Here is a 20,384-nt window from a genome sequence, read left to right as displayed (position 1 = left end):
GAGGCCTTGATCGTCGGGCATCGGGTGCTGGTGCTGTCGCCGCATCCGGGACGTGTGCGGGCGGAGCTGAATGCGCAGGGGCTGACGCCGGCGCAGCGTGCCTCGGCACGACGCTCTGGACCGCTGCGCGCATCCTGGCCGACGCGCCCGGGCTGCTGGACGACGAGGCGCGCGACTTCATCGCGCGTTCGCAGCGCCGGCTGCGGTTGCGGCGCTGGGGGCTCGGCGCGGCCAGCGCGGGGGCCTTTCTGCTGGCCGTGGTCGCGGGCGTGGCGGCGATCGGTTATGCGAGGCAGGCCGGCGTCGCGGCGGAGCGCGAGCGCCAGAGCCGTCAACTCGCGTCCTTCATGCTGGGCGAGCTGGCGGACGGCCTGCGGCCGATCGGCAAGCTGGACCTGCTGGGGCGCATCGGTGAGCAGGGCCTGCGGTTGCTCGGTCCGACCGAGGGCGGCGAGACCGAGGCGAGTCCGGCGGCCGGCGCGAATGGCGCCGATACGCTGGGTCGCGCGAAGGCGCTGGTGGTGATCGGCGAGGTCAACAGCAGCCGCGGCAAGGGCCGCACCGACATCGCCGTCGATGCGCTGAACGCGGCGCTGCGCCTGTTGGCGCCCTTGGAGCCGCTGGAGCGCGTGCCGGGTGTCAGCGCCGCCGACTACTACCGCACCTTCGGCGCGGCCTCGTTCTGGCTGGGCCAGATCGCCTTCGACGCCGGCGACTTCGACGCGGCGGCGCGGGCGATGGACCGCTACCGTCTGGCCAGCGAGCGCTGGCGGCAGCAGGCGCCGGAGGACACCGCCGCCCAGGTGGAACTGGGCTACGCGCTCAACAGCCTCGGCTCGATCGCATTCCGGCGCGGGGCCTGGCAGGACGCGGAGCGCTGGTTCCAGGCCTCGCTCGCGCTCAAGCTCGAGGCGCTGGCGCGCATGCCCGCCGACGCCGACACGCGCGATGGCGTCGCCACCTCGCGGACCTGGCTCGGCCTGGTGGCCCATGTGCGAGGGCGACCGATCGAGGCGCTGTCGGCGCTCGACGCGGCGCGGGCCGAGCGCCTGGCGCAGGCGGCCGCCCATCCCGACGAGCAACTGCGCCTGCGCGACCTCGGCACGCTGGAGCTGCGCCGCGCGGAGGCGCTGCGCGCCGCGGGCCGGTTCGGCGAAGCGGCGGCGACGATGGCCGAGGGCGTCGCCCGGCTGCGCCAGGCCGAGCGGCACGATCCTGAGAACCGCTACTGGCGGGCCGACCGCCTGCATGCCGAGGGCAGCCTGCTGCTGGCGCGCCTGGACGCCGGCCAGTCCGTCGATGTGGCGCTGGCGGCCTTGCGGCATCAGCTGGCCGGCGAGCCGGCCACCGCCGGCAGCGATCCCGCGCGGGACTTCCTGCGGCGCGAGGCCGGCATGCGGGTGGCGCTCGCCGAGGTCGAGACTGCCGCGCGTGCCGGCGACTGGGCCGCCGTGCGGGCGCGGCTGGCGGCCACGGAAGAGGCGATGGCGACGCTGCTGCGCCTGCGGCCGCGGCACTGGCAGAACCACGAACTGCAGGCGCGCCGGGCGCTGCTGGGCCTGCGGGCCGACGCGGCCGGCGGGGCACCCGACCGCGCGCAGTGCGCGCGACAACGCGACCAGATCCAGCCGGCGGTCGACGCCGGACAGGCCGGGCTGGTGCTCGAGGCCTGGCTGGCCTTGCGCGCCTGCGCGACCCCCGGGACGCCGGACGACGGCTGGACCCAGCGGCTGACGGCGCACGGCTATGTCCCGGCCCATGCGGCCCTGCTCGTCGATTTCCCAACCACCTCCGCGAAAGGAAGGAGACCCTCATGAACGACCTCACTGCCATCGCCGCGCGCGCCGCGGCCGAGGAGTCAACGGCCTACTTCGTCGTCCCCTTGATCGGGTCGGCGGGCTCCGTGCTGAAGTGTGCGTACTTCGACGCCAACGGGTGGCGCGTGCCGGCCGAGCACCCGCTAGACACCCGCTTCACGAACGCGATCAAGTTCGTGCAGTTGCCCGACAGTCTGAAAGCCCACGCGGTCTCACAACTCGGAGACAGCGCACTGGACGATTCGGCGCTGCTGTTCGCGGCGGTGGCCAAGACGCTGGACAAGACATGCGCGCTGCCCAACACCTTCCTCGCCACCGAGGAAGGCGGCGCTACGTCCCTCACCATCCCGGTCGGCCTGGGTACGCGGCGCGGCGTGGTGCTGGTGTTCCGCCGCCCGGCGACTGGCGGTGCCCATGACCTGATCGCGACCACCGACCCGGAAATCCGCAACGGCAGCAGCAGCGACGACTGACCGATCACGCAACGCCTTGGACGCGATCCGGCAGTTGCGGCGTCCGTCGAGGCGGGCATCAGCGGTCGGGCGTCGATGTCATCGGTTCGACCGCGCGGCGTGGCGAGATCCGCCGGCGCGGCGACCCTCAGCGCAGCCGCGGGGTGCTGGGTCGCGGCGCGGCGTCGGCCATCCAACGGGTGTCCCAGCGCTGCATGTTGGCCAGCGCGTTCTCGATCGGCGCCGCGGTGACCCGCTCGGCGCCGAGGAACGGTCGGTCCATCGCCGCGACGACATGGAAGACCAGGCCCAGCGCCAGCGCCAGTACCACGAGCGCGCCGCGGGTACAGGCGGTGACCGACAGCACCGCCACCGGCGCCAGCGTCAGCAGCGAGCTGACCAGCACCACCGCCCAGAGCGTCGCGGGCACCTTGCCCTCGGCCGCCACCAGCCGCGCACGGCGCTGGGTCAGCAGGTCGTTGGCCTGGGTCCACATCTGCGCGAGCAGTGCGCCGTCCGACGCCGCCTCGGGATGCAGGTCGCCCAGCGTGCGGTAGAGGTCGTCGAAGGCATCCAGCGTCGGCAGGCTGGCTTGGTCCTGCTGCATCGCGACCCATTCCTTGCCGATCACGCTGCGGCCGTAGCCGCGCAGCCGCTCGCGCGCCAAGCGCGATTCGGGCGTGCCGTAGACCGCGAGCGAGCGCGCCAGCTGCGCCATCGCGGTGGCCTCCCGGTCGACCGCCTGCTCGGCCGCGCTGAAGGAGTCCCAGACCGACACCGCCGAGAAGGCCAGCAGCAGCGAGTTGATCGTCGCGATCACGCCCAGCGACGCGAGCGCGACATGGCGGTCGGTCTCGGTGGCCCGCTCCCGCCAGCGGCGCGGGAACAGCGCCTGCGCGCCCAGACCGATCGTCACCCAGGCCAGCATCAGCGCGCCGCCCAGCGCCCAGTTCGGCAGCTCGTAGACGATCAGCGGCATGACCCGGCCCCTTGTGCTGCGCCGTCGCTCAGGCCCTCGCCGAGGGCATAGCGGGTGATGCCGGCGACGCCGCGCACGCCCAGCTTGCGGGTGACGTTCTCGCGGTGGGTGGCGACCGTCTTCGCGCTGAGCTTGAGGCGGTCGGCGATCTCCTGCGTGCTCAGGTCCTCGGCGAAGAGCTGGGCGATCTCGCGCTCGCGCGCGGTCAGCGCGGGACCGGCGGACACGGGTGCGGCCCCGTCGGGCAGACGCTGGCGCGTGCGGATCTCGTCGACCAGGCCGCCCATCAGGCCGGGGCTGAGGTAGATCCGTCCGGCGGCCACGTCGCGCACCGCGCGCAGCAGTTCCTCGCTGGACGCGTCCTTGAGCACATAGCCGGAAGCGCCGGCCTGCAGCGCGGTGACCACGCTGCGCTGGTCGCCATGCATCGACAGGCAGATCACCTGCACCGCCGCATGCTGCGCCCGCACGCGGCGCGTGGCTTCCAGGCCGTTGAGGCCGGGCATCGCGATGTCGGTGATCAGCAGGTCGGGCTGCAGTTGGCGCACCAGCTTGACGGCGGCGGCGCCATCCTCCGCCAGGCCGACGACGTCCAGCCCCGCATCGCGGGACAGGAGCGCGCGCAGGCCTTCGCGCACGAGTTGGTGGTCATCGGCCAGGACGATGTGCAAGGGCATGGGAGTCTCCTCGGTGAAAGGGGAAAGCGCGGACGGGCAGGGCAGGGAAGCGGGCGGCGCAGCAGCGCGCCGCGGACGTTTCACTCGGACGAAAGCGGCAGCAGCAACGTCGCGCAGGTGCCGCGGCCAGGCTCGGAACGCAGCACCAGCGCGCCGCCCATCGCCTGCAGCTGCGCGCGAGCGCCGCCCAGACCAAGCCCGTGGCCATCGGCCGCCTCGCGCCAATCGGGCAGGCCGCGGCCGTCATCCCGTACGCGCACGCTCAGCCAGCCCTGCTCGACCTTGGGCGTGATCTCGACGCGCGTGGCTCGGGCGTGCTTCTGCACGTTCAGGCAGAGCTCGCGCACGATGCGGCAGGCGGCGGCGCGCTGCGCATCCGGGATCTCGGGCGTGTCGCCCGCCGCCAGCGCATCAGCGTCGATGCGGACTTCCAGGGTGCCGCGCAGGCCCAGTTCCACCGCCACGGCCTCCAGGGCCGTCGGCAGGTCGTGGTGCCATTCCGGCGGCGCCAGCGCGAAGGCCAGCCTGCGCACGGTCTGCGACAACTCGCCGAGCAGGTCGCCGAAGCGCGTCGACGGGTCGTCCTCGCCTGCGGCGTCGCGACCACGGAGGCCCGGGGCGGTGCCAGCGTTGGAGCCCGAGCCCGCGCCCGCGCCCGCGCCGGAGCCGGAGCTGGAGCTGGAGCTGGAGCTGGAGCTGGAGCCGGAGCCGGAGCCGGAGCCGGAGCCGGAGCCGGAGCCCCCATCGGCGCCGAGGCCGTCCGCTTGAGTCCTGCGCCAGTCGCCGAGGGCCAGGCGCAGGCGGACGATCAGGCCGCCGATCTGGTCGTGCAGCACCTGCGCCATGCGTTCGCGCTCGCGGCGCTCGGCGTCGGCATGGGCTTCGGCGAGTGTCGTCTGCAGCCGGGTGAGGCGCTGCAGCCGGTGCGCGGCGGCCAGCCGGGCGGGCAGGCCGGTTTGCCGCGGCCGGCCTGCCGGCGGCGAATCCGGCGGCTGGGCGGAACGGTACGGGGTGAGATTCATGCGAGCTCCCTGTGCGCCATGTCGGCGTGGTCGTGTCGGAAGGGCGATCCGGGGATCGGTGCCGCAACGGTAGGCAGGACCGGGGATCGGGACCTTCCGGAAACCTTCCGGAGGCCGCCGGACCGTCGCGGGGCGTCGGGCGCGGCCGCTCAGGGCGGCGGGCATCGCGCCATCCGGTCCGGATGGGCGCGGCTGAACGCGTAACAACGCTTCAGATAGACGATGTTGGCGCCCAGATCCGGCAGCGGCCGCCCCGGGCCTTTCCAGTGATCCGCCAGCGCCTGGCGCAGCGGCTCGACCGCCGCCAGGTAGTCGTCGGGGAAGGGAATGACCTCGTAGACCAGCGGGAACTCGATGTATTCGAGCTTCACCAGCGCGCCGAGCTGCTCGTAATGGAAGTGGACGGCGGCGTAGTCCTCCATGTCCTGGCTCAGGTAGAGGTCCTCGCCGGAGCCGGCCCGCCGGATCAGTTCGTCCAGGCGCGGCAGGATCTCCGGCAGCCGCTCCTTGAGGAACGCGCGGGCGCGCAGCCGGATGCGCTCGTCGCGCTCGAGCAGATGGGCCACATGCTGCAGCGACTGCAGTCGCCCGGTCAGGTTGGCGCGCTTGCTGTCGTCGACCCATTCGACCAGCTGGGTCACCGAGATCAGGACGCCGGCGATGACGCTGAGCCCGGTGGCCACGCCGACCGTCCCCTGCCAGAAACCGAGCACCGCGGCTCGCCGACCGCGCGGCGCGGGGCCTTCCATGGCGGTGCTCATGGCGGCGCGCCCTTGTGCCGCAGCACGATGGTCCAGGGCCGCTCGGGCGTCGGCACCAGCCGGCCGGCGGCGTCCAGCGGCGTGCGGGTCCAGGTCACGCTGTCGCTGACATTGCCGCCGATGGCGCCCAGCTCGCTGCCGTCCACCTGCACGACCAGGTCGCAATGCCAGGGCCAGGGCCGGGCGCGCAGCGGGCGGGCAAGGGCGCTCCACTGGACGAAGCCTGCCGGCGCTTCTGGCGTCGCGTCGCGCGGCGCGCAGATCACATCGCCCGGGCGAGGGACGGTGAGGGCGGCATCCCGGGCCTCGAAGCCGGCGCGGGCGCCGTTGTCCAGCGCCGCGCGGATGTACTGCCAGTGCAGCTCGCCCGCCTCGAACTGGCGCTCGCCGAAGCCGGCGCCACGCATCAGCCAGGAGATGAACACGGCGCTCCAGGGGCGCAGCGAGCCGTCCTCGTGGCGAGTGCGCTGGATCGGGAAGTCGCCGCCCTTGACGCCGAGCCAGTACAGCAGCACCCGGGCATGGAGGTAGGGCTCGGCCTCCAGGCCGCGTGGCTCGTCGAGGCGGCGTTCGGTGAGGTTGGTGGCGGCGTCCCAGCGGCCCCGGCCCCAGAGCTGCCATTCCTGCAGCGCCAAGGCCAGCAGGCGCTCGGTCGCGGTGGGATCGGGCGCGGTCTCGCCGCCCAAGCCGGGCACCGGGCGGGCGTCCTCGACGGCATAGACCGGCGCGGGATCGGTGGCCGGCCACGGCGAGGCCGGCGGTTGTTGCAGGGTGGCACAGCCGGGCAGGACCGCGACGCAGAGCGCGATCAGGAACCGCAGCGCCAGGCCGGCGATACCGGATCGGTCAGGGCGAACCTGAGAGGCGGAGCGGTCGGGGATCCGGGGGATGCGCGGGGACATGCGGGCTCCTGCGTCCGCAATGGCGGACGTGGAGCGCTGATCGTCATGGCGCGGCCGCTATCGCGGCATCGGTGCGGGGCTGAGCTTGCGGGGAGGAATGTCGGAGGTTCCGCTCCTCCGTCGCTGTCACCGTCGCCACGGCCTGTCAAGCCGGCCTGTCGAGCGGGTCTGTCGAGTCGGCCTGTCCAGCCGGTCTGAAGGACGCCAGCCGCGCGCCGCATCAGGGTCGCATCACGGCGCCGCCCGCGCCGCCTCGATCCACCCGTCAAAGGTCCCCTGGTGCTCGCGGATCCAGCCGTCGACGTGGCGCTCGATGTCCCGCGGCGTGTCGGCGCCCTCGCTCATGCGCAGGTTCTGCGCGTTGATGTCGGCGATCGGCAGCCGCATCGCGGCGAAGAGCCGGCCAGCCGCCGGATGGCGCTCGACGAAGGCGCGGTTCGCGACGATCTGCTCCTCGTCGGCCTCGAAGCCGTAGTTCCGACCGTTGGCCAGGCGCGTGTCGGCGCCGTCGACCGAGGCCGAGAACGGCACCTGCAGCCACACCACGTCGCGTCCTGGCCGCAGCACGGCGCTGACCCAGTAGGGCGTCCAGGTGTAGTACAGGACCGGCTTGCCCGCCTTGAAGCGCGCGATCGTGTCGGCCATCAGCGCGGCGTAGCTGCCCTGCCGATGGGTGACGCTGCCGCGCAGCCCGTAGGCATCGAGGTGATGCTCGATCGCCAGCTCGCAGCCCCAGCCGGGGTTGCAGCCGGTCAGGTCCGCCTTGCCGTCGCCGTCGGCATCGAAGAGCCGGGCGATCGCCGGGTCCTTCAGCTGGTCGAGGCGGGTGATGCCGTGCTCCTCGGCCGTCTTGCGATCGATGAGGTAGCCCTGCACCGCGCCCGACGCATAAGTGCCGGCGCGCACCAGCTTCGCGTCGCCGCCGCTGTTGCGGTAGAAGTCCTCATGGAGCTGCCGCCAGTGGTTGGCCATGAAGGTGGCGTCGCCGTTGGCGAGGGCCAGGTGCTCGGTGGCGGGCTCGAGGTCCTTCATCGGCCGCACGGTGAAGCCCAGCCGCTCCAGCGCGCGCGACACCAGCAGCGTCTGGAAGGCCTCCTCGGCGAGCGAACTCTTCAGCGGCTGCACCGTCACGCCCTGGCCCGGCAGGGACGGGGCGGCGGCAATGTCCTCGGCGCGCACCTGCGGCGCCAGGCCCAGCATCACCAGCAGCGCGGTCGCCGCGCGCAGGCCGGTCGCGAGCGCGGGACGCATCGGCCGCAGCAGCAAGCCGACCGGACCGGTGCGCCACCAACGGGCATGGCCGCGACGCGGGCGGCCGATCGCCTGCGTGAGGCGGTCCAGCGTGATCGCCAGCAGCACGATGCCCACCCCGCCGATCGTCGCCAGGCCCATGTCCAGGCGGCCGATGCCGCGCAGCACCATCTGCCCCAGTCCACCGACCGCGATCATCGACGCGATCACCACCATCGACAGCGACAGCATCAGCGCCTGGTTGATGCCCGCGAGGATGGACGGCATCGCCAGTGGCAGCCGCACGTTCATCAGCATCTGCCACGGGGACGCGCCGTAGGCGCGCGCGGCCTCGATCAGGTCGGGGCGCACCTGGCGCAGGCCCAGGCTGGTGAGCCGCGCCAGCGGCGCGATCGCGAAGACGATGGTCACGATCACGCCCGGCACGTCGCCGATGCCGAACAGCATCACCACCGGCACCAGGTAGACGAAGGCCGGCGTGGTCTGCATCGCATCCAGCAGCGGACGCATCCAGCGCTGGGCGCGTTCGCTGCCGGCCAGCAGGACGCCCAGCGGCAAGCCGATCAGCACGCAGAAGACCAGCGAGGTCAGCACCAGCGACAGCGTCACCATCGCCTCCGGCCAGATGCCCAGCATCGCCACGATCAGCAGCGACAGCGTCGTGCCAATCGCGATGCGCGCGCCGGCGAACTGCCAGGCCAGCAGCCCCAGCACGCCGATCGACGGCAGCGCCGGCAGCCCGGTCAGCAGGGACTGCACACCGCCCAAGGTCGCGTCGATGGGCGCTCGCGCCGATTGGAAGAAGGGCCGCGCCTGCTCGACGGCCCAGCCCAGGCCGCCGTTGATCCAGGCGGCGATCGGCAGCGAGCCGTCCCACAGCTGCTGGAGGTGGAAGCCGGCGGCATCGGCCGGCGCGGCGCCGTGGCCGGCTGCGGCCATCGCGGCATGGCCGGCCTGCGCGGGCGCGTCGAGCCAGGCGCTCGCGGCGGAGGGATCGGGCGCGGTGGCCATCGCTTCCCACGGGTCGACCACGGGCGGGGTGGCCGGCATCGGCGGGGTCAGCTGCATCGCCGTCGTGGCGGCGTCGGACGAGGCCAGCTCGACCGGTCGGATCGTGTCGTTCATCGGTGGTGTCCTCAGTTCAGGCGGGCGGCGACAGGGGCGGAGTCCTCGCTGCGCCGGCCGGCGCTGAGGAAGCTGCGGACGAAGCCGTCGGCAGGATCGCGCTGGATCTCCTCGGGCGTGCCGACCTGCACCACATGGCCGTCCTTCATGATCGCGATCCGGTCGCCAATGCGCATCGCCTCGTCCAGGTCGTGCGAGATGAACACGATCGTGCGGCGCCGCACCTGCTGCAGCCGCAGCAGCTCGGCCTGCATCTCGGCGCGGATGATCGGATCGAGCGCCGAGAAGGCCTCGTCCATCAGCAGGATGGCCGGATCGGAGGCCAGTGCCCGCGCCAGCCCGACGCGCTGCTGCATGCCGCCGGAGAGTTCGTCGGGGTACTTGTCGCCCCAGCCCGCCAGGCCCACCTGCTCGAGCGCCTGGTCCGCCTGGCGCAGCCGCTCACGGCGGCCGACGCCGGCCAGCTCCAGCCCGAAGGCGGTGTTGTCGCGCACGGTCATGTGGGGCATCAGCGCGAAGGACTGGAACACCATGCCGAAGTCCTTGCGGCGCAGCGCGCGCAGCTGGGCGTCGGAGTAGGCGTTGATGTCGTCGCCGTCGATGACGATGCGTCCGGCGGTCGGCTCGATCAGGCGATTGAGCAGCCGCACCAGCGTGGACTTGCCCGAGCCCGACAGGCCCATCACGACGAAGATCTCGCCGGCGCGGATATCGAAGCTAGCGTCGAAGACGCCGATGGACTGGCCCGTGCGGGCGAGGATCTCCTGCTTGTCGAGGCCTTCGCGCACCAGCGCGAGCGCCTGCGCCGGACGGTCGCCGAAGACCTTGAAGACGTGATCGATGTGAATGCCCTTGGCCATGTGCCATGACTCCTTTCGCATGCTGCGGGTGGACGGGACGCCGGCCTCGGAGCGGTCGCGAAGGACGCGCTCGCGCAGGCACGGCGGCGGTCACGCCATTCAGCCGAGGAGGGGAGCCGGACGATGCACGCGGCGGCCCCGGCGGGCCTCAAGGGCTGCCAGTCGGGCACGGCGGAGAGCGAAGGCGAGGCCAGTGCCCGCTGGAGACTCGGTGACGGACGGCGGGCCTGGTCGAGGGGCGCCGCCCGGTCGAACCTGGCGTGGCAGTGGGGCCGGAAGACCGGCCGGAGATGCCGGGGCGGACCCGGCGGCGAACCTGCATCGCGACGGGAGAACAGGCTCCGCGGGCCGCGCGAGGGTGGTCAAAAGATGTAATTGACCGACAAAGAAGGCGAAATCATAACTTTTCGGAATGATTGAAGTCAACCCGACGGCCTTCGTCCGGGCGGGTCTGCGCACATTTCGCGTGCCCGCGCCGGCATGGCCATTGCCCGTTCAAGGGGCCGGCGAAGTTGCCGGCGTGCTCAACATGGAGATCACCATGGCCCAGCAACCCAACACGAAGTCATCGCAGCAGCCTCAAGGCGGTTCCAGCCAGCAGCAGCATCAGCAGGGACAGCAAGGGCAGTCGGGGCAGCAGAACCAGCCCGGCGGGCAGCAGGGCGGCGGCTCGCAAGGCCAACGCCAGCAGTCGCAGCAGAGCCAGTCCGGCGGCCAGCAAGGGCAATTGAACCAGCGGTCGCAGGCGTCGTCCGGCCAGCAGTCGCCGGGCAGTCAGCGCAACCAGGCGTCGCGCGATGACCGGAGCGAGGACAGCGGTTCCTCGCGCGAGGACCGCTGACCCTCGCTCTCAATGATGGGCCGCGCGCGCCGCCGCATTGCGCTTGCGCGTCGCCGCGGCCTTCTTGGCGGAGGCCGAGCGCTCCGCCGCCGTGCGGCTCGCCGCGGCCTTGCCGCCGAGGCGGCCGCCCTTGCGTGAGGGCTCGTGGTTCTCGGCGTGTCCGCGGCCCGAGCCCGACTTCTTGCCGCCACCGGTTTCCTTGTTGACCGTGGCCCAGGCGCGCCGTTCGGCTTCGTCCTTGGGTACGCCACGGTGCTCGTAGCCGCTCTCGATGTGCTCGGCCTGACGCTTCTGCTTGTCGGTGTACGAGGATTTGTCTCCGCGAGGCATGGCGGTCTCCTGAAGTGGGATGCATCGATCCGGCAATCCCCGTACCGCCGCGCTCGCGTCGCTTGCCCGCAGGGCATGCCACTTGCCGCTCCTGGAGCGATGCATCAATCGTGCGCCGCCCTCCGTCGCGCGATGAGGCGCTCGTCTCGTCGCCGGGGAGGGTGGGCGAAGCTCATTCTTCAGGAGACCTCTCATGAACACCTCCCCCTTCCGCACCGCCGCGCTGGTCATCGCCTGCGCGGCCATGGGCGTCGGTTGCGCCTCGGACCGACAGCAGCGTCATGACGACGCACGCAACGCCGCAGTGGGCGCCGTCGGCGGCGCCGTCATCGGCGCAGCGACCGGCGGCAACGCGCTGACGGGCGCGGCGGTCGGCGCGGTCGCCGGCGCGATCATCGGGCGACTGGTCGTCGACGGCCGGGAACGTCAGGTCTATTCCGATGGCAAGGGCGGCCGCTACTGGGTGGACGAGGACGGCCGGCGCCATGCGGTGCGTTGATCCGGCCCCTCGGCCTCAGGCGGCGAAGCCGCCGTCGATCAGCAGGTCGGCGCCGGTGACGAATCCGGCTTCAGGCCCGGCCAGGTAGGCGACCATCGCGGCGATCTCATCGGCCTTGGCGTGACGCGGCACGGCCATCAGGCCATGCAGGCCCGCGCCGAAGTCGGTGTCGGCGGGGTTCATGTCGGTATCGACCGGCCCCGGCGCCACGTTGTTGACCGTGATGCCCCGCGGGCCCAGGTCGCGCGCCATGCCCTTGACCAGGCCGATCAGGGCGGACTTGCTCATCGCGTATGCCGCGCCGCCGGTGAAAGGCACGCGCTGCGCGTTGGTGCTGCCGATGTTGATGATCCGGCCGCCTTCGCGCATGTGCCGGGCGGCCGCCTGCGACGCGACGAACACCGAGCGCACATTGACCGCGAGGGTGCGGTCGAAGTCCGCCAGCGAGAACTGCTCCGTCGGCCCGACGTGCAGGACGCCGGCGCTGTTGACCAGGATGTCCAGGCGACCGAAGCGCTCGGCGACGCCGTCGATCGCGGCTGTCAGGGCCTGCGCGTCGATGGCGTCCGCCTTGATGGCGATCGCTTGCCCGCCAGCAGCCTTGATTTCTTCCGCCAGGGCCTCGGCCGCGATGGCCGAGGACGCATAACCGATGGCGACCGTCGCGCCCTCGCGCGCCAGCCGGCGCGCCGAAGCGGCGCCGATGCCGCGCGATCCACCGTGGATGAAGGCGACCTTGCCGGTCAGGGGAGTGGTGTTCATGGCGTTGTCCTTTCGATAGCGGGTTGGGATGAATGAAGTCTGGTCGCTGAGACCTGACTCCGGTAGTCTTGAAAGGCGTCGTTCAGCTTCAACCGCTTCTATCGAATCCCGCCCATGTCCACCGAACTCCGGAGCCACCTCGATGCCTTCATCGCCGCCGCGGACGACGGCAGCCTTTCCGCCGCCGCCCGCCGTCTGGGGCTGACGCCGGCGGCCGTCAGCAAGAGCGTGGCTCAGTTCGAGGCCCGTCTGGGGGTGCGCCTGTTCCAGCGCAGCACGCGACGATTGGCCCTGACGACCGACGGCGAGCGCCTGTATGGCCAGGTCCGGCTGCCCTGGGCGGAGATCGGCGATGCGCTGACCGACCTGCGGCAAGGCGCCGGCAAGCCGGCCGGCACGCTGAAGGTCGCGCTGGCCTACACGGTCGGTCGCGAGTACTTCGTGCCGATGATGGAGAGCTTCGTCCGCCGTTATCCGGACGTGGTGCCCGACCTGCATTTCGACAACCGCCAGGTCGACCTCGTCGCCGAGGGCTTCGACGTGGCGATCGGTGGCGGCATCGAGTTGACCGATGCCCTGATCGCCCGCGAGCTGGCGCGGCTACGCATCGTGCTGGTGGCCTCGCCGGCTTACCTGGCGGCGCATCCCGCGCCGACTCATCCGTCGGAACTCGCGCGTCATCGCGGTTTGCTGCGCCGCTCGCTGAGCTCGGGGCGGCTGCTGCCCTGGGCCTTGAAGAGCCGGGAGGGCGAGGAGGTCGTGGCCAGCGTGCGGCCGGTGATGGTGCTGGACGATCCCGAGGCGCTGGCCCGTGCGGCGGCCAGCGGCATGGGCATCGCCATGCTGCCGCGGCCGCATGCCCTGCCGCTGCTGGAGCGGGGCGAGCTGGTCCGCGTGCTGCCGGACTGGTCCGCGGATTCGCGGCCGCTGTCCATTTACTACACCAGCCGCAAGCTGCTGCCCGCGAAGGTGCGGGTGTTCGTCGACCACGTCATCGCGGAATTCCGCGCCCGGGGTCATGGCGAGCGCTTCGCGGCCGGCTGAGGGCGATGCGGCGCCCGTCGATCATCGGCGGTAGCCTCCAGCGAGGAGGGGACCCGTCGATCACCGGCGTCCCTTCTCAAGCGGAACGCCCGGCCAGGGCCGGGCGTCGTGAAGGGCGATCAAGCGATCGATCGGGGGCGACAGCAGGGCACTGGCCTGCCGGTGGCCGCCGATCGTCGCGGCCGGGGGATCAGCGGGCGGCCACGCCGTCGGTGGCGGCGCCCTTGGCTTCCTTGGCCGCGAAACGCTGCACCAGCTCGGCGTACTTGGGCGAGGCCTTCAGCGCCGCGTAGCGGGCCTCGGCCTGGGCGCGTTGACCGGCGTTCAGCGTGAAGTCCTCGGTGCGGTCGACCGCGGCGAGGCCGGACTCACGGTAGATCTCCAGGTCGGCCAGCACTTCGGCGCGGCTCTTCTGGCTCGGGGTGATGGGGTCCAGGTGGCTGTAGCTCTGCGCGAAGGCCGGCACGGCGGCGGTCGACAGGGCGATCAGGGCGGAGGCGATCAGGGTCTTGGCATTCATGAGGGTGTCCTTCGAGGAGAGCGGTGGATCGGGGGTTTCGTCTTTCGGTTCGCGGCTGCGTTTGCCGATGGACGAAGAGTAGGCAGAGCCCCGGACCGCATAAATGGCGGACTTCGAAATGCGCCGTTGTGCATGGCGCAACAATCGCGCCGCGCGCCGGGTGCAGCGCGTCCCATGCCGGCGCCGCCTGCCTCCGTCATTTGTCCCCACCGGTTCCGCCGATTGCCGATGGCCGCGGGCGCGCGGCATTCCTACGCTGGAGGCCCTCACCACCCTTCGCGAGGGACACCATGCCGCTGTGGCTCTATCACCTGCCGGTCTGGCAGTTCGGATCCTTGCTGCTCGCCAGCTGGATCATCCCGGCGCTCGCCAGCTTCGAACTGGTGCACCGCCTGTGGAAGCCGCGCTTCGATGACACCGACAAGGGCCTGGCCCTGACCCTGCTGGCGCTGGTGGCCACGCTGAACTCGCTGCTGCTGGCCTTCTGCGCGGTGTCCGTGTGGGAGTCGTTCCGCAGCGCCGACTCCGCGGTCAGCAACGAGGCGGTGACCTTGAGCGCGCTGTCCCGCGACCTGGCCGTGATGGGCACGCCGCCGGCGCTCGAGGCGCGCGAGCGGGTCCGCGCGTACACGCGGTCCATCCTCGACGAGGAGTGGAAGGACATGCAGGGCACGCCTGGTGGCACCGGCGCGGCCGGCGGCGGTCTGCACGTCAACCGGATCTTCCGCGCGGTGCAGCGCATCGAGCCGGGCAGCGCGGCCCAGGAGGCGCTGCTGCACGAGATCTGGGCCCGCACCAACGAGATGCTGAAGTTCCGGCGTGAGCGGGTCAGCGCCAGCGAGTCGACGGTGCCGGCGTCGCTCTGGTTCGTCGTGATCGCGGGCGGCGTCATGTCGTTGATGCCGCTGCTGGTGCTGCCGGCCACCGGGTTCAACCGGGCCGCGGTGATCTTCCTGTCCTTCTCGACTGGACTGGTGTTCTTCTTCATCGCCCAGATGGACCGCCCCTTCGTCGGCGACCTGAGCATCAGCCCGCGGCCCTATGAACGGACGCTGTCGGGCATGGAGACCTGGGACCAGGGGCCGCGGTGATTCGCCTGGGCGCCATCGCATCGGCGCCGGCCGACAATCGCGGCATGACATCGCCGTCCTCCCCCGATTCGCCGCGTCCCTCGACCTCCTCCGCGACGTCCTCCGGGACTTCGGTGGCGACTTCATCGCCGACCTCGACCGCCGCGCCCGACCCGCAACATCGCTTCGACGAGGCCGAGCGCGCTGCCGTCTATCGCGCGATCGCCCTGCGTCGCGACATGCGGCACTTCACGCCGTCCGGTCCCTTGCCCGACGCGCAGCTCGAGCGCCTGCTGCAGGCGGCGCACGCCGCGCCGTCGGTCGGCCTGATGCAGCCGTGGCGATTCATGCGCCTGAGCACGCCGGCCTGGCGCGAGCGCCTGTTGCCGATCGTCGAGGCGGAGCGCCGGCGCACGGCGGAGGTGCTCGGCGAGCGCGGCGCGGAGTTCCTGCGGTTGAAGGTCGAGGGCCTGCGGGACTGCGCCGAACTGCTGGCCATCGTCCTGGCGCCGGACGACGGCACCGTCTTCGGCCGCCTGAGTCTGCCGCGCGAGATGGCCTGGTGCTCCGCGGCCTGCGCGGTCCAGAACCTGTGGCTCGCCGCGCGCGCCGAGCACCTGGGCCTGGGCTGGGTCTCGATGTTCGATCCCGTCGCGCTGCGCCAGGCGCTGGCCCTGCCCGAGGGCGCGGAGCCACTGGGCCTGCTGTGCCTCGGCCCGGTTCCCGACTTCTACGAGCAGCCGATGCTCGAGGCCACCGGCTGGCGCCATGCGCGTCCCTTGCGGGACATGCTGATGGAGCCGCCGGCGCCCTGAAGCGGCGGCATCCCCACCTTTCTGCCAAACGGGACAGGCGCGTCGGCGCGGCCCCCGGTACGCTCGCACCTTTCCCATGACTGGACGGCCCCATGACGACTGATACCTGCCAGCAACTGCGCCGCGCGCTGCTCGACCTTCACCGCGCGCTGGTCGACCTGGAGCGGGGCGACTTCGAGAAGCGCCATGGCCCGCAGAGCGCAGGGGAGTTCCTGCAGGTCATGGCCTTCAGCGAGGACATGCGCTGGCTCGAGCCGCTGAGCCGGCTGATCACCATGCTGGACGAGGCCATCGACGGCGCTGCCGATGCGGCCGCCACGCCGCGGGCCGTGGCGCAGCGCGCACGCGACCTGCTCGGCCTGGACCGCGACAGCGTCGATCCGTTCAAGCAGCGCTATGCGCAGCGCTTCGACCAGTCGCCGCCACTGGTGCATGCCCATGCCGCGGCCATCGCGGCGCTCAAGGCGGTGGGGACGGTCGCGCCTGGCTGAAGGCGAGGGCAAGCCCCGGGCAGGCGGGGGCGTCTCCGAGGACGCCGCGCCAGCCGACGCCGCCGGAGAGGACGGAGCCGCCCGCGCCCTGAACCAGGCCGGGAGGTGATCGCATGAGGCGTGATGCGTCATGCGTCATGCGTCATGCGTCGCCCGCAACCGCCGTCTCAGCGCTTCGACGACGTCGTCGACGAGGCTGTAGACCACCGGCACCACCAGCAGGCTGAGCACGGTGGAGGTGATGAGACCGCCGATGACCACGACCGCCATCGGCACCCGGAAGCTGGGATCGCCGACATAACCCAGCGCCACCGGCAGCATGCCGGCGCCCATGGCGATCGTGGTCATGACGATGGGGCGGGCGCGCTTGCGGCAGGCGTCGAGCAGCGCCGCGGCGCGGTCCAGGCCGATCGCGCGGCGCGCGATCACCACGTAGTCGACCAGCAGGATCGCGTTCTTCGTGGCCACGCCCATCAGCATGATCAAGCCGATCATCGACGGCATCGACAGCGTCGAGCCCGCCAGGAACAGCGCCAGGAAGGCGCCCGGCACCGACAGCACCAGCGCGACCAGGACGGTCAGCGGCTGGGCGAAGTCCTTCAGCAGCAGCGCCAGCACCATGTAGATGCACAGCACGCCGGTCAGCATCGCGGTGCCGAAGCCGCCGGTCAGTTCCTCCATGTCCTCGGCATCGCCCAGCGCGCCCAGCGTCACGCCGCGCGGCAACTGGGCGAGGCTGGGCAGCGCCAGGGCCGCCTCCTCGATCTCGCCGAGCGGCCGGCCGTTGGCCTCCACCTCCAGCCGGACGGTGCGCATCCGGTCCTGGCGCAGGATCTCCGCCGGACCGCTCCCGGGCTCCAGCACGGCCACGTGTTCGAGGGCCACCGCGCCGCGCGCGCCGGGCACCGGCAGCCGGCGCAGCATGTCCAGGTCCTCGCGTGCCGCGTCGGACAAGCGCACGACGACCGGCACCTGCCGCTCGCCGAGGTTCAGCTTGGCGAGCTCCTGCGCGTAGTCGCCCATCGTGGCCACGCGCAGCGTCTCCGCGATCGCGGCCGAGGTCACGCCCAGGTCGCCGGCACGGGCGAAGTCGGGTCGCACCCGCAGCTCGGGGCGCACCACGCTGGCGGTCGAGGTCACCGCGCCCAATCCGGGCAGGGTGCGCAGTTCCCGCTCGACCTGCGCCGCGTGCCGTTCCAGCAGCACGTCGTCCTCGCCGGCCAGCGTCAACTGGTAGCTGGCGCCGGAGCCGTCCTGGCCGACCTTCACCCGCACGCCGGGCAGCACGGCCAGGCGCTCGCGCAGCTCGGCCTCGATCGCCTGCTGCTTGAGGCCGGCCTCGCGGTCGGCCCGATGGGTGAGCTGCAGCGTCAGCACGGCGGTGCGCACGTTCGCCGCCGATCCGCCGTCGTCCCCCGGGGAGTCGCCACCGGCGCTGGTCGCGCCGATGGTGGTGAACACGCCATGGACGTGGCGGTGGCCCTCGAGCAGCGCGCGTGCGCGTTCCGCCATCGTGACGGTCGTCGCGAGTCGACTGCCCGGCGGCAGGGTGAGGGTGACCTGGGTCTGCGCGTTGTCATCGGGCGGGATGAAGGTGCTGGGCAGCACCGTGGCCAGCCCGAGGCCACCGGCCAGGAACAGCACCGCGGCCGCCACGGTGAGGCCGCGGTGACGCAGGCACCAGCGGGCGCCGCGCAGGTAGTGGCGGACCCAGGCGGGCTCGGTCGGACCGGCCCGCCGGGGCGGGCGCAGCAGGTAGGCGGCCATCATCGGCGTGAGCAGGCGCGCCACCAGCAGCGAGAACAGCACCGCGCCCGCGGCCGTCCAGCCGAACTGGACGAAGAACTTGCCCACCGTGCCGCTCATGAAGGCCGTGGGCAGGAAGACCGCGACCAGCGTCATCGTGGTGGCGATGACCGCCAGCCCGATCTCGTCGGCCGCCTCCATCGCCGCCTGGTAGGGCGTCTTGCCCATCAGCAGGTGGCGCTCGATGTTCTCGATCTCGACGATCGCGTCGTCGACCAGCACGCCCACGACCAGGGACAGCGACAGCAGCGTCACCGTGTTGAGGGTGAAGCCCATCGCCTGCATCAGCGCGAAGGTCGGGATCACCGACAACGGCAGGGCCACGGCGGCCACGAAGGTCGCGCGCCAGTCGCGCAGGAACAGGAAGACCACCAGCACCGCCAGCGCCGCGCCCTCGTACAGCAGCCGCATCGAACCGTCGTAGTTCTCGACGATCGGCTCGGTGAAGTCGATGGTCTCGACGAAGCGCAGGTCGGGTCGCGCCGCCTGCAGCGTCGCCACCGCGCGCCGCACGCCTGCGGCCACCTCGATCTCGCCATGGCCGCGGGCGCGCACGATCTCGAAGCCGACCACCGGCCGGCCGTCGCGCAGCGCCGCCGCGCGCGGCTCGGCGACGGTGTCGCGCACCGTCGCCACCTGATCGATGCGCAGACGCCGGCCGTCGCCCAGCGCCAGTTCGATCGCGCCGACCTCCTCGGCCGTCCGCACCGTGGCGATCGTGCGCACCGACTGCTCGGTGCCGCCCAGGTTCACGCGGCCCCCCGAGGCTTCCTGCTGCACCTGGCGCAGCTGCCGGGAGATCTCCGCGGCGGTGGTGTTCAGCGCCAGCAGGCGCCGCGGATCGAGTTCGACGCGGACTTCGCGCTCCAGCCCGCCGACGCGCTGCACGGCGCCGACCCCGGGGACCGCCAGCAGCGCCTTGGTCACCTCGTTGTCGATGGTCCAGGACAGCGCCTCGGCGTCCGCCCGGTCCGCCGCGACGGTGTAGGTGAGGATCGGCGAGCCGACCACCTCGACCTTCCTGATCACCGGGTCGCGCAGCTCGGTGGGCAGGTCGGCCCGCACCCGCGAGACGGCGTCGCGCACATCGTCGAGCGCCTGGTCGCTCGGCTTGTCCAGGCGGAACTCGATGCCGATCTCGGCGCTGCCGTCGGTCAGCGTGGTGGTGATGTGCCGCACGCCCTGGACCGTCGCCAGCGCGTTCTCGATCCGGCGCGCGACCTCGGTCTCCATCTGGGACGGCGAGGCGCCCGGCAGCGCCGCCGACACCGACACCCGGGGCACGTCGACGTCCGGGAAGTTCTGCACCGACAGGCGAGAGAACGCCATCAGGCCCAGCACGCTGAGCAGCACGAACAGCAGGATCGCGGGCGAGGGATTGCGGATCGACCACGAGGAGACATTGATGGACATGGGCAGCTCAGCGGGTCGGGGCATGGGGGGCGGCTTCGACGACGCGGACCAGGTCGTTGTCGCCGAGGAAGGCGGCGCCCGATGCGACAACGCGGTCGGTGCGCGCGAGGCCGTCCAGGATCTCGACGAGATCGGCGACCTGGCGGCCGACCCGCACGCGGACCGGTGCGACGCGGTCGCCGGCGCCGATCCGCATCACGTGGTGCAGGCCGTCGCGCACCTGCACCGCGGCGCGCGGCAGCGTCATGGCGGTGCTGTCGCCGAGCTCGAACTCGCCCTGGGCATAGGTGCCGGCGCGGGCGGCGGGATGGCGCGGCAGATCGACGTACACCAGGCCGTTGCGGGTCGAGGTGTCGACCGCCGGCGCGACGACGCGCACCCGGCCTTCGAGCGACTCGCCGCTCACCAGCATGACGCGGACCCGCTGGCCGGGCCGCACCCGGGCGAGGTCGGCGGCGGCGATCTCGGCGCGCCATTCGAGCCGGCCGCCGCGGATCATGCGGAACAGTTCCTGGCCGGCCGGCACGACCGAGCCCACCGTCGCCGTCCGGGCGGAGACGATGCCGTCGTCGGGTGCCAGCAGCCGGGTCTGCCGCAGGCGCAGCGCCTGTCCGGCCTCGACCGCGCGCGCGGCCTCGAGCCGCGCCTGCGCGCCCCGCTCGGCGGCGACGTACTGCTGGATCTGCTGCGTCGACATCGCGCCGCTCTCCTGCAGTGCGCGGCCTCGGCGCGCATTGGCCGTCGCCTCCGCCAGCGCGACCTCGGCCTGCGCGACCTCGGCGCGGCGCTGCGCCAGTTCGGCCTCGACCGTGTCGGCGGCGAAGGTGGCGAGCACCTGGCCGCGGCGCACCGTGTCGCCGACGTCGGCCTTCACCTCGGTCAGGCGCAGGCCGTTGGCCTCGGAGCCGATCAGCGCCTCCTGCCAGGCCATCAGGTTGCCGTTGGCG

19 protein-coding genes and 2 pseudogenes are annotated in these 20,384 nt (G+C 72.3%); 9 read left to right on the top strand and 12 right to left on the bottom strand.

Annotation, left to right across the window (positions count from 1 at the left end):
• The 3 genes and pseudogenes from CS062_RS27455 to CS062_RS22465 form a co-directional block, all read left to right on the top strand.
• Window positions 1–126: pseudogene (locus CS062_RS27455) on the top strand (ABC transporter ATP-binding protein); the annotation flags it as partial.
• A gap of 221 nt (window positions 127–347) precedes the next feature.
• Window positions 348–1,817, top strand: a complete 1,470-nt coding sequence (locus tag CS062_RS22470) for a hypothetical protein (RefSeq protein ID WP_158238897.1) — start codon at window positions 348–350, stop codon at window positions 1,815–1,817.
• Window positions 1,814–2,290: a hypothetical protein gene (locus tag CS062_RS22465; protein WP_099863833.1), complete on the top strand. Its 477-nt coding sequence runs from the start codon at window positions 1,814–1,816 to the stop codon at window positions 2,288–2,290. Before CS062_RS22470 ends, CS062_RS22465 begins: the two co-directional genes overlap by 4 nt.
• 127 nt (window positions 2,291–2,417) lie before the next feature.
• Here CS062_RS22465 and CS062_RS22460 read toward each other — a convergent pair whose 3' ends face one another.
• The 7 genes and pseudogenes from CS062_RS22460 to CS062_RS22425 form a co-directional block, all read right to left on the bottom strand.
• Window positions 2,418–3,248, bottom strand: a complete 831-nt coding sequence (locus CS062_RS22460; protein WP_099863832.1) for a bestrophin-like domain — start codon at window positions 3,246–3,248, stop codon at window positions 2,418–2,420.
• Window positions 3,239–3,925 carry a response regulator gene (locus CS062_RS22455; RefSeq protein ID WP_099863830.1) on the bottom strand — a complete coding sequence of 229 codons (687 nt, stop codon included), beginning with the start codon at window positions 3,923–3,925 and terminating at the stop codon, window positions 3,239–3,241. The genes CS062_RS22460 and CS062_RS22455 overlap by 10 nt, the downstream gene beginning before the upstream one ends.
• An 80-nt stretch (window positions 3,926–4,005) precedes the next feature.
• Window positions 4,006–4,947: a sensor histidine kinase gene (locus tag CS062_RS22450; protein WP_099863828.1), complete on the bottom strand. Its 942-nt coding sequence runs from the start codon at window positions 4,945–4,947 to the stop codon at window positions 4,006–4,008.
• A 149-nt stretch (window positions 4,948–5,096) separates the two neighbouring features.
• Entirely contained in the window at window positions 5,097–5,708 is a 612-nt protein-coding gene (locus CS062_RS22445) for a hypothetical protein (protein WP_099863827.1), read from the bottom strand.
• Window positions 5,705–6,610 (bottom strand): DUF2272 domain-containing protein, encoded by a 906-nt coding sequence (locus CS062_RS22440; protein WP_099863826.1) that lies wholly within the window; start codon window positions 6,608–6,610, stop codon window positions 5,705–5,707. The genes CS062_RS22445 and CS062_RS22440 overlap by 4 nt, the downstream gene beginning before the upstream one ends.
• Window positions 6,611–6,841: 231 nt before the next feature.
• A complete protein-coding gene (gene proX, locus CS062_RS27450) occupies window positions 6,842–8,986 on the bottom strand; it encodes a glycine betaine/L-proline ABC transporter substrate-binding protein ProX (protein ID WP_199174323.1) in 2,145 nt (714 codons plus the stop codon).
• Between the two features lie 29 nt (window positions 8,987–9,015).
• A pseudogene (locus tag CS062_RS22425) lies at window positions 9,016–9,846 on the bottom strand (quaternary amine ABC transporter ATP-binding protein); the annotation flags it as partial.
• Between the two features lie 541 nt (window positions 9,847–10,387).
• On the opposite strand from CS062_RS22425, the gene CS062_RS22420 reads away from it, so the two are divergent.
• A complete protein-coding gene (locus CS062_RS22420; protein ID WP_143742456.1) occupies window positions 10,388–10,687 on the top strand; it encodes a hypothetical protein in 300 nt (99 codons plus the stop codon).
• A gap of 9 nt (window positions 10,688–10,696) precedes the next feature.
• Here the strand turns inward: CS062_RS22420 and CS062_RS22415 are convergent, their stop codons facing one another.
• Window positions 10,697–11,017 (bottom strand): plasmid stabilization protein, encoded by a 321-nt coding sequence (locus CS062_RS22415; RefSeq protein WP_099863822.1) that lies wholly within the window; start codon window positions 11,015–11,017, stop codon window positions 10,697–10,699.
• 193 nt (window positions 11,018–11,210) lie between these two features.
• Here CS062_RS22415 and CS062_RS25980 point away from each other — a divergent pair, with 193 nt between their 5' ends.
• On the top strand, window positions 11,211–11,516 hold the full coding sequence (locus tag CS062_RS25980; RefSeq protein WP_233218212.1) for a YMGG-like glycine zipper-containing protein: 306 nt from the start codon (window positions 11,211–11,213) through the stop codon (window positions 11,514–11,516).
• Between the two features lie 15 nt (window positions 11,517–11,531).
• On the opposite strand, the gene CS062_RS22405 is transcribed toward CS062_RS25980, so the two are convergent.
• A complete protein-coding gene (locus tag CS062_RS22405; RefSeq protein WP_099863820.1) occupies window positions 11,532–12,278 on the bottom strand; it encodes an SDR family oxidoreductase in 747 nt (248 codons plus the stop codon).
• Between the two features lie 114 nt (window positions 12,279–12,392).
• Here CS062_RS22405 and CS062_RS22400 point away from each other — a divergent pair, with 114 nt between their 5' ends.
• A complete protein-coding gene (locus CS062_RS22400) occupies window positions 12,393–13,322 on the top strand; it encodes a LysR family transcriptional regulator (RefSeq protein WP_099863818.1) in 930 nt (309 codons plus the stop codon).
• A 190-nt stretch (window positions 13,323–13,512) separates the two neighbouring features.
• Here the strand turns inward: CS062_RS22400 and CS062_RS26380 are convergent, their stop codons facing one another.
• Entirely contained in the window at window positions 13,513–13,842 is a 330-nt protein-coding gene (locus CS062_RS26380; RefSeq protein WP_099863816.1) for a DUF4148 domain-containing protein, read from the bottom strand.
• A gap of 290 nt (window positions 13,843–14,132) precedes the next feature.
• On the opposite strand from CS062_RS26380, the gene CS062_RS22390 reads away from it, so the two are divergent.
• From CS062_RS22390 to CS062_RS22380, 3 genes are all read left to right on the top strand, one after another.
• Window positions 14,133–14,933, top strand: coding sequence for a bestrophin-like domain (locus CS062_RS22390; RefSeq protein ID WP_099863815.1), 801 nt, complete (start codon window positions 14,133–14,135; stop codon window positions 14,931–14,933).
• Between the two features lie 44 nt (window positions 14,934–14,977).
• A complete protein-coding gene (gene bluB / locus CS062_RS22385) occupies window positions 14,978–15,727 on the top strand; it encodes a 5,6-dimethylbenzimidazole synthase (RefSeq protein WP_099863840.1) in 750 nt (249 codons plus the stop codon).
• Window positions 15,728–15,819: 92 nt separating this feature from the next.
• Window positions 15,820–16,218 (top strand): hypothetical protein, encoded by a 399-nt coding sequence (locus CS062_RS22380; RefSeq protein WP_099863813.1) that lies wholly within the window; start codon window positions 15,820–15,822, stop codon window positions 16,216–16,218.
• A gap of 135 nt (window positions 16,219–16,353) precedes the next feature.
• Here the strand turns inward: CS062_RS22380 and CS062_RS22375 are convergent, their stop codons facing one another.
• Both CS062_RS22375 and CS062_RS22370 read right to left on the bottom strand, forming a co-directional pair.
• Window positions 16,354–19,437, bottom strand: a complete 3,084-nt coding sequence (locus CS062_RS22375; RefSeq protein ID WP_099863811.1) for an efflux RND transporter permease subunit — start codon at window positions 19,435–19,437, stop codon at window positions 16,354–16,356.
• Between the two features lie 7 nt (window positions 19,438–19,444).
• The coding region (locus CS062_RS22370) for an efflux RND transporter periplasmic adaptor subunit (RefSeq protein ID WP_199174322.1) at window positions 19,445–20,384 on the bottom strand (940 nt) is incomplete at its 5' end.

The organism is Roseateles chitinivorans (assembly GCF_002761755.1).
GTDB classification, from domain to species: Bacteria; Pseudomonadota; Gammaproteobacteria; order Burkholderiales; family Burkholderiaceae_C; genus Roseateles; species Roseateles chitinivorans.
The sequence above is the reverse complement of the archived record's forward strand: the minus strand, read 5'-3'. Positions and strand labels throughout refer to the sequence as shown.

Excerpts from the sequence above, each read along its gene's own strand:
- CS062_RS22470 (WP_158238897.1), top strand. The coding sequence starts at position 348 with ATGCTGGGCGAGCTGGCGGACGGCCTGCGGCCGATCGGCAAGCTGGAC.
- CS062_RS22465 (WP_099863833.1), top strand. The coding sequence starts at position 1,814 with ATGAACGACCTCACTGCCATCGCCGCGCGCGCCGCGGCCGAGGAGTCA.
- CS062_RS22460 (WP_099863832.1), bottom strand. The coding sequence starts at position 3,248 with ATGCCGCTGATCGTCTACGAGCTGCCGAACTGGGCGCTGGGCGGCGCG.
- CS062_RS22455 (WP_099863830.1), bottom strand. The coding sequence starts at position 3,925 with ATGCCCTTGCACATCGTCCTGGCCGATGACCACCAACTCGTGCGCGAA.
- CS062_RS22450 (WP_099863828.1), bottom strand. The coding sequence starts at position 4,947 with ATGAATCTCACCCCGTACCGTTCCGCCCAGCCGCCGGATTCGCCGCCG.
- CS062_RS22445 (WP_099863827.1), bottom strand. The coding sequence starts at position 5,708 with ATGAGCACCGCCATGGAAGGCCCCGCGCCGCGCGGTCGGCGAGCCGCG.
- CS062_RS22440 (WP_099863826.1), bottom strand. The coding sequence starts at position 6,610 with ATGTCCCCGCGCATCCCCCGGATCCCCGACCGCTCCGCCTCTCAGGTT.
- proX (WP_199174323.1), bottom strand. The coding sequence starts at position 8,986 with ATGAACGACACGATCCGACCGGTCGAGCTGGCCTCGTCCGACGCCGCC.
- CS062_RS22420 (WP_143742456.1), top strand. The coding sequence starts at position 10,388 with ATGGCCCAGCAACCCAACACGAAGTCATCGCAGCAGCCTCAAGGCGGT.
- CS062_RS22415 (WP_099863822.1), bottom strand. The coding sequence starts at position 11,017 with ATGCCTCGCGGAGACAAATCCTCGTACACCGACAAGCAGAAGCGTCAG.
- CS062_RS25980 (WP_233218212.1), top strand. The coding sequence starts at position 11,211 with ATGAACACCTCCCCCTTCCGCACCGCCGCGCTGGTCATCGCCTGCGCG.
- CS062_RS22405 (WP_099863820.1), bottom strand. The coding sequence starts at position 12,278 with ATGAACACCACTCCCCTGACCGGCAAGGTCGCCTTCATCCACGGTGGA.
- CS062_RS22400 (WP_099863818.1), top strand. The coding sequence starts at position 12,393 with ATGTCCACCGAACTCCGGAGCCACCTCGATGCCTTCATCGCCGCCGCG.
- CS062_RS26380 (WP_099863816.1), bottom strand. The coding sequence starts at position 13,842 with ATGAATGCCAAGACCCTGATCGCCTCCGCCCTGATCGCCCTGTCGACC.
- CS062_RS22390 (WP_099863815.1), top strand. The coding sequence starts at position 14,133 with ATGCCGCTGTGGCTCTATCACCTGCCGGTCTGGCAGTTCGGATCCTTG.
- bluB (WP_099863840.1), top strand. The coding sequence starts at position 14,978 with ATGACATCGCCGTCCTCCCCCGATTCGCCGCGTCCCTCGACCTCCTCC.
- CS062_RS22380 (WP_099863813.1), top strand. The coding sequence starts at position 15,820 with ATGACGACTGATACCTGCCAGCAACTGCGCCGCGCGCTGCTCGACCTT.
- CS062_RS22375 (WP_099863811.1), bottom strand. The coding sequence starts at position 19,437 with ATGTCCATCAATGTCTCCTCGTGGTCGATCCGCAATCCCTCGCCCGCG.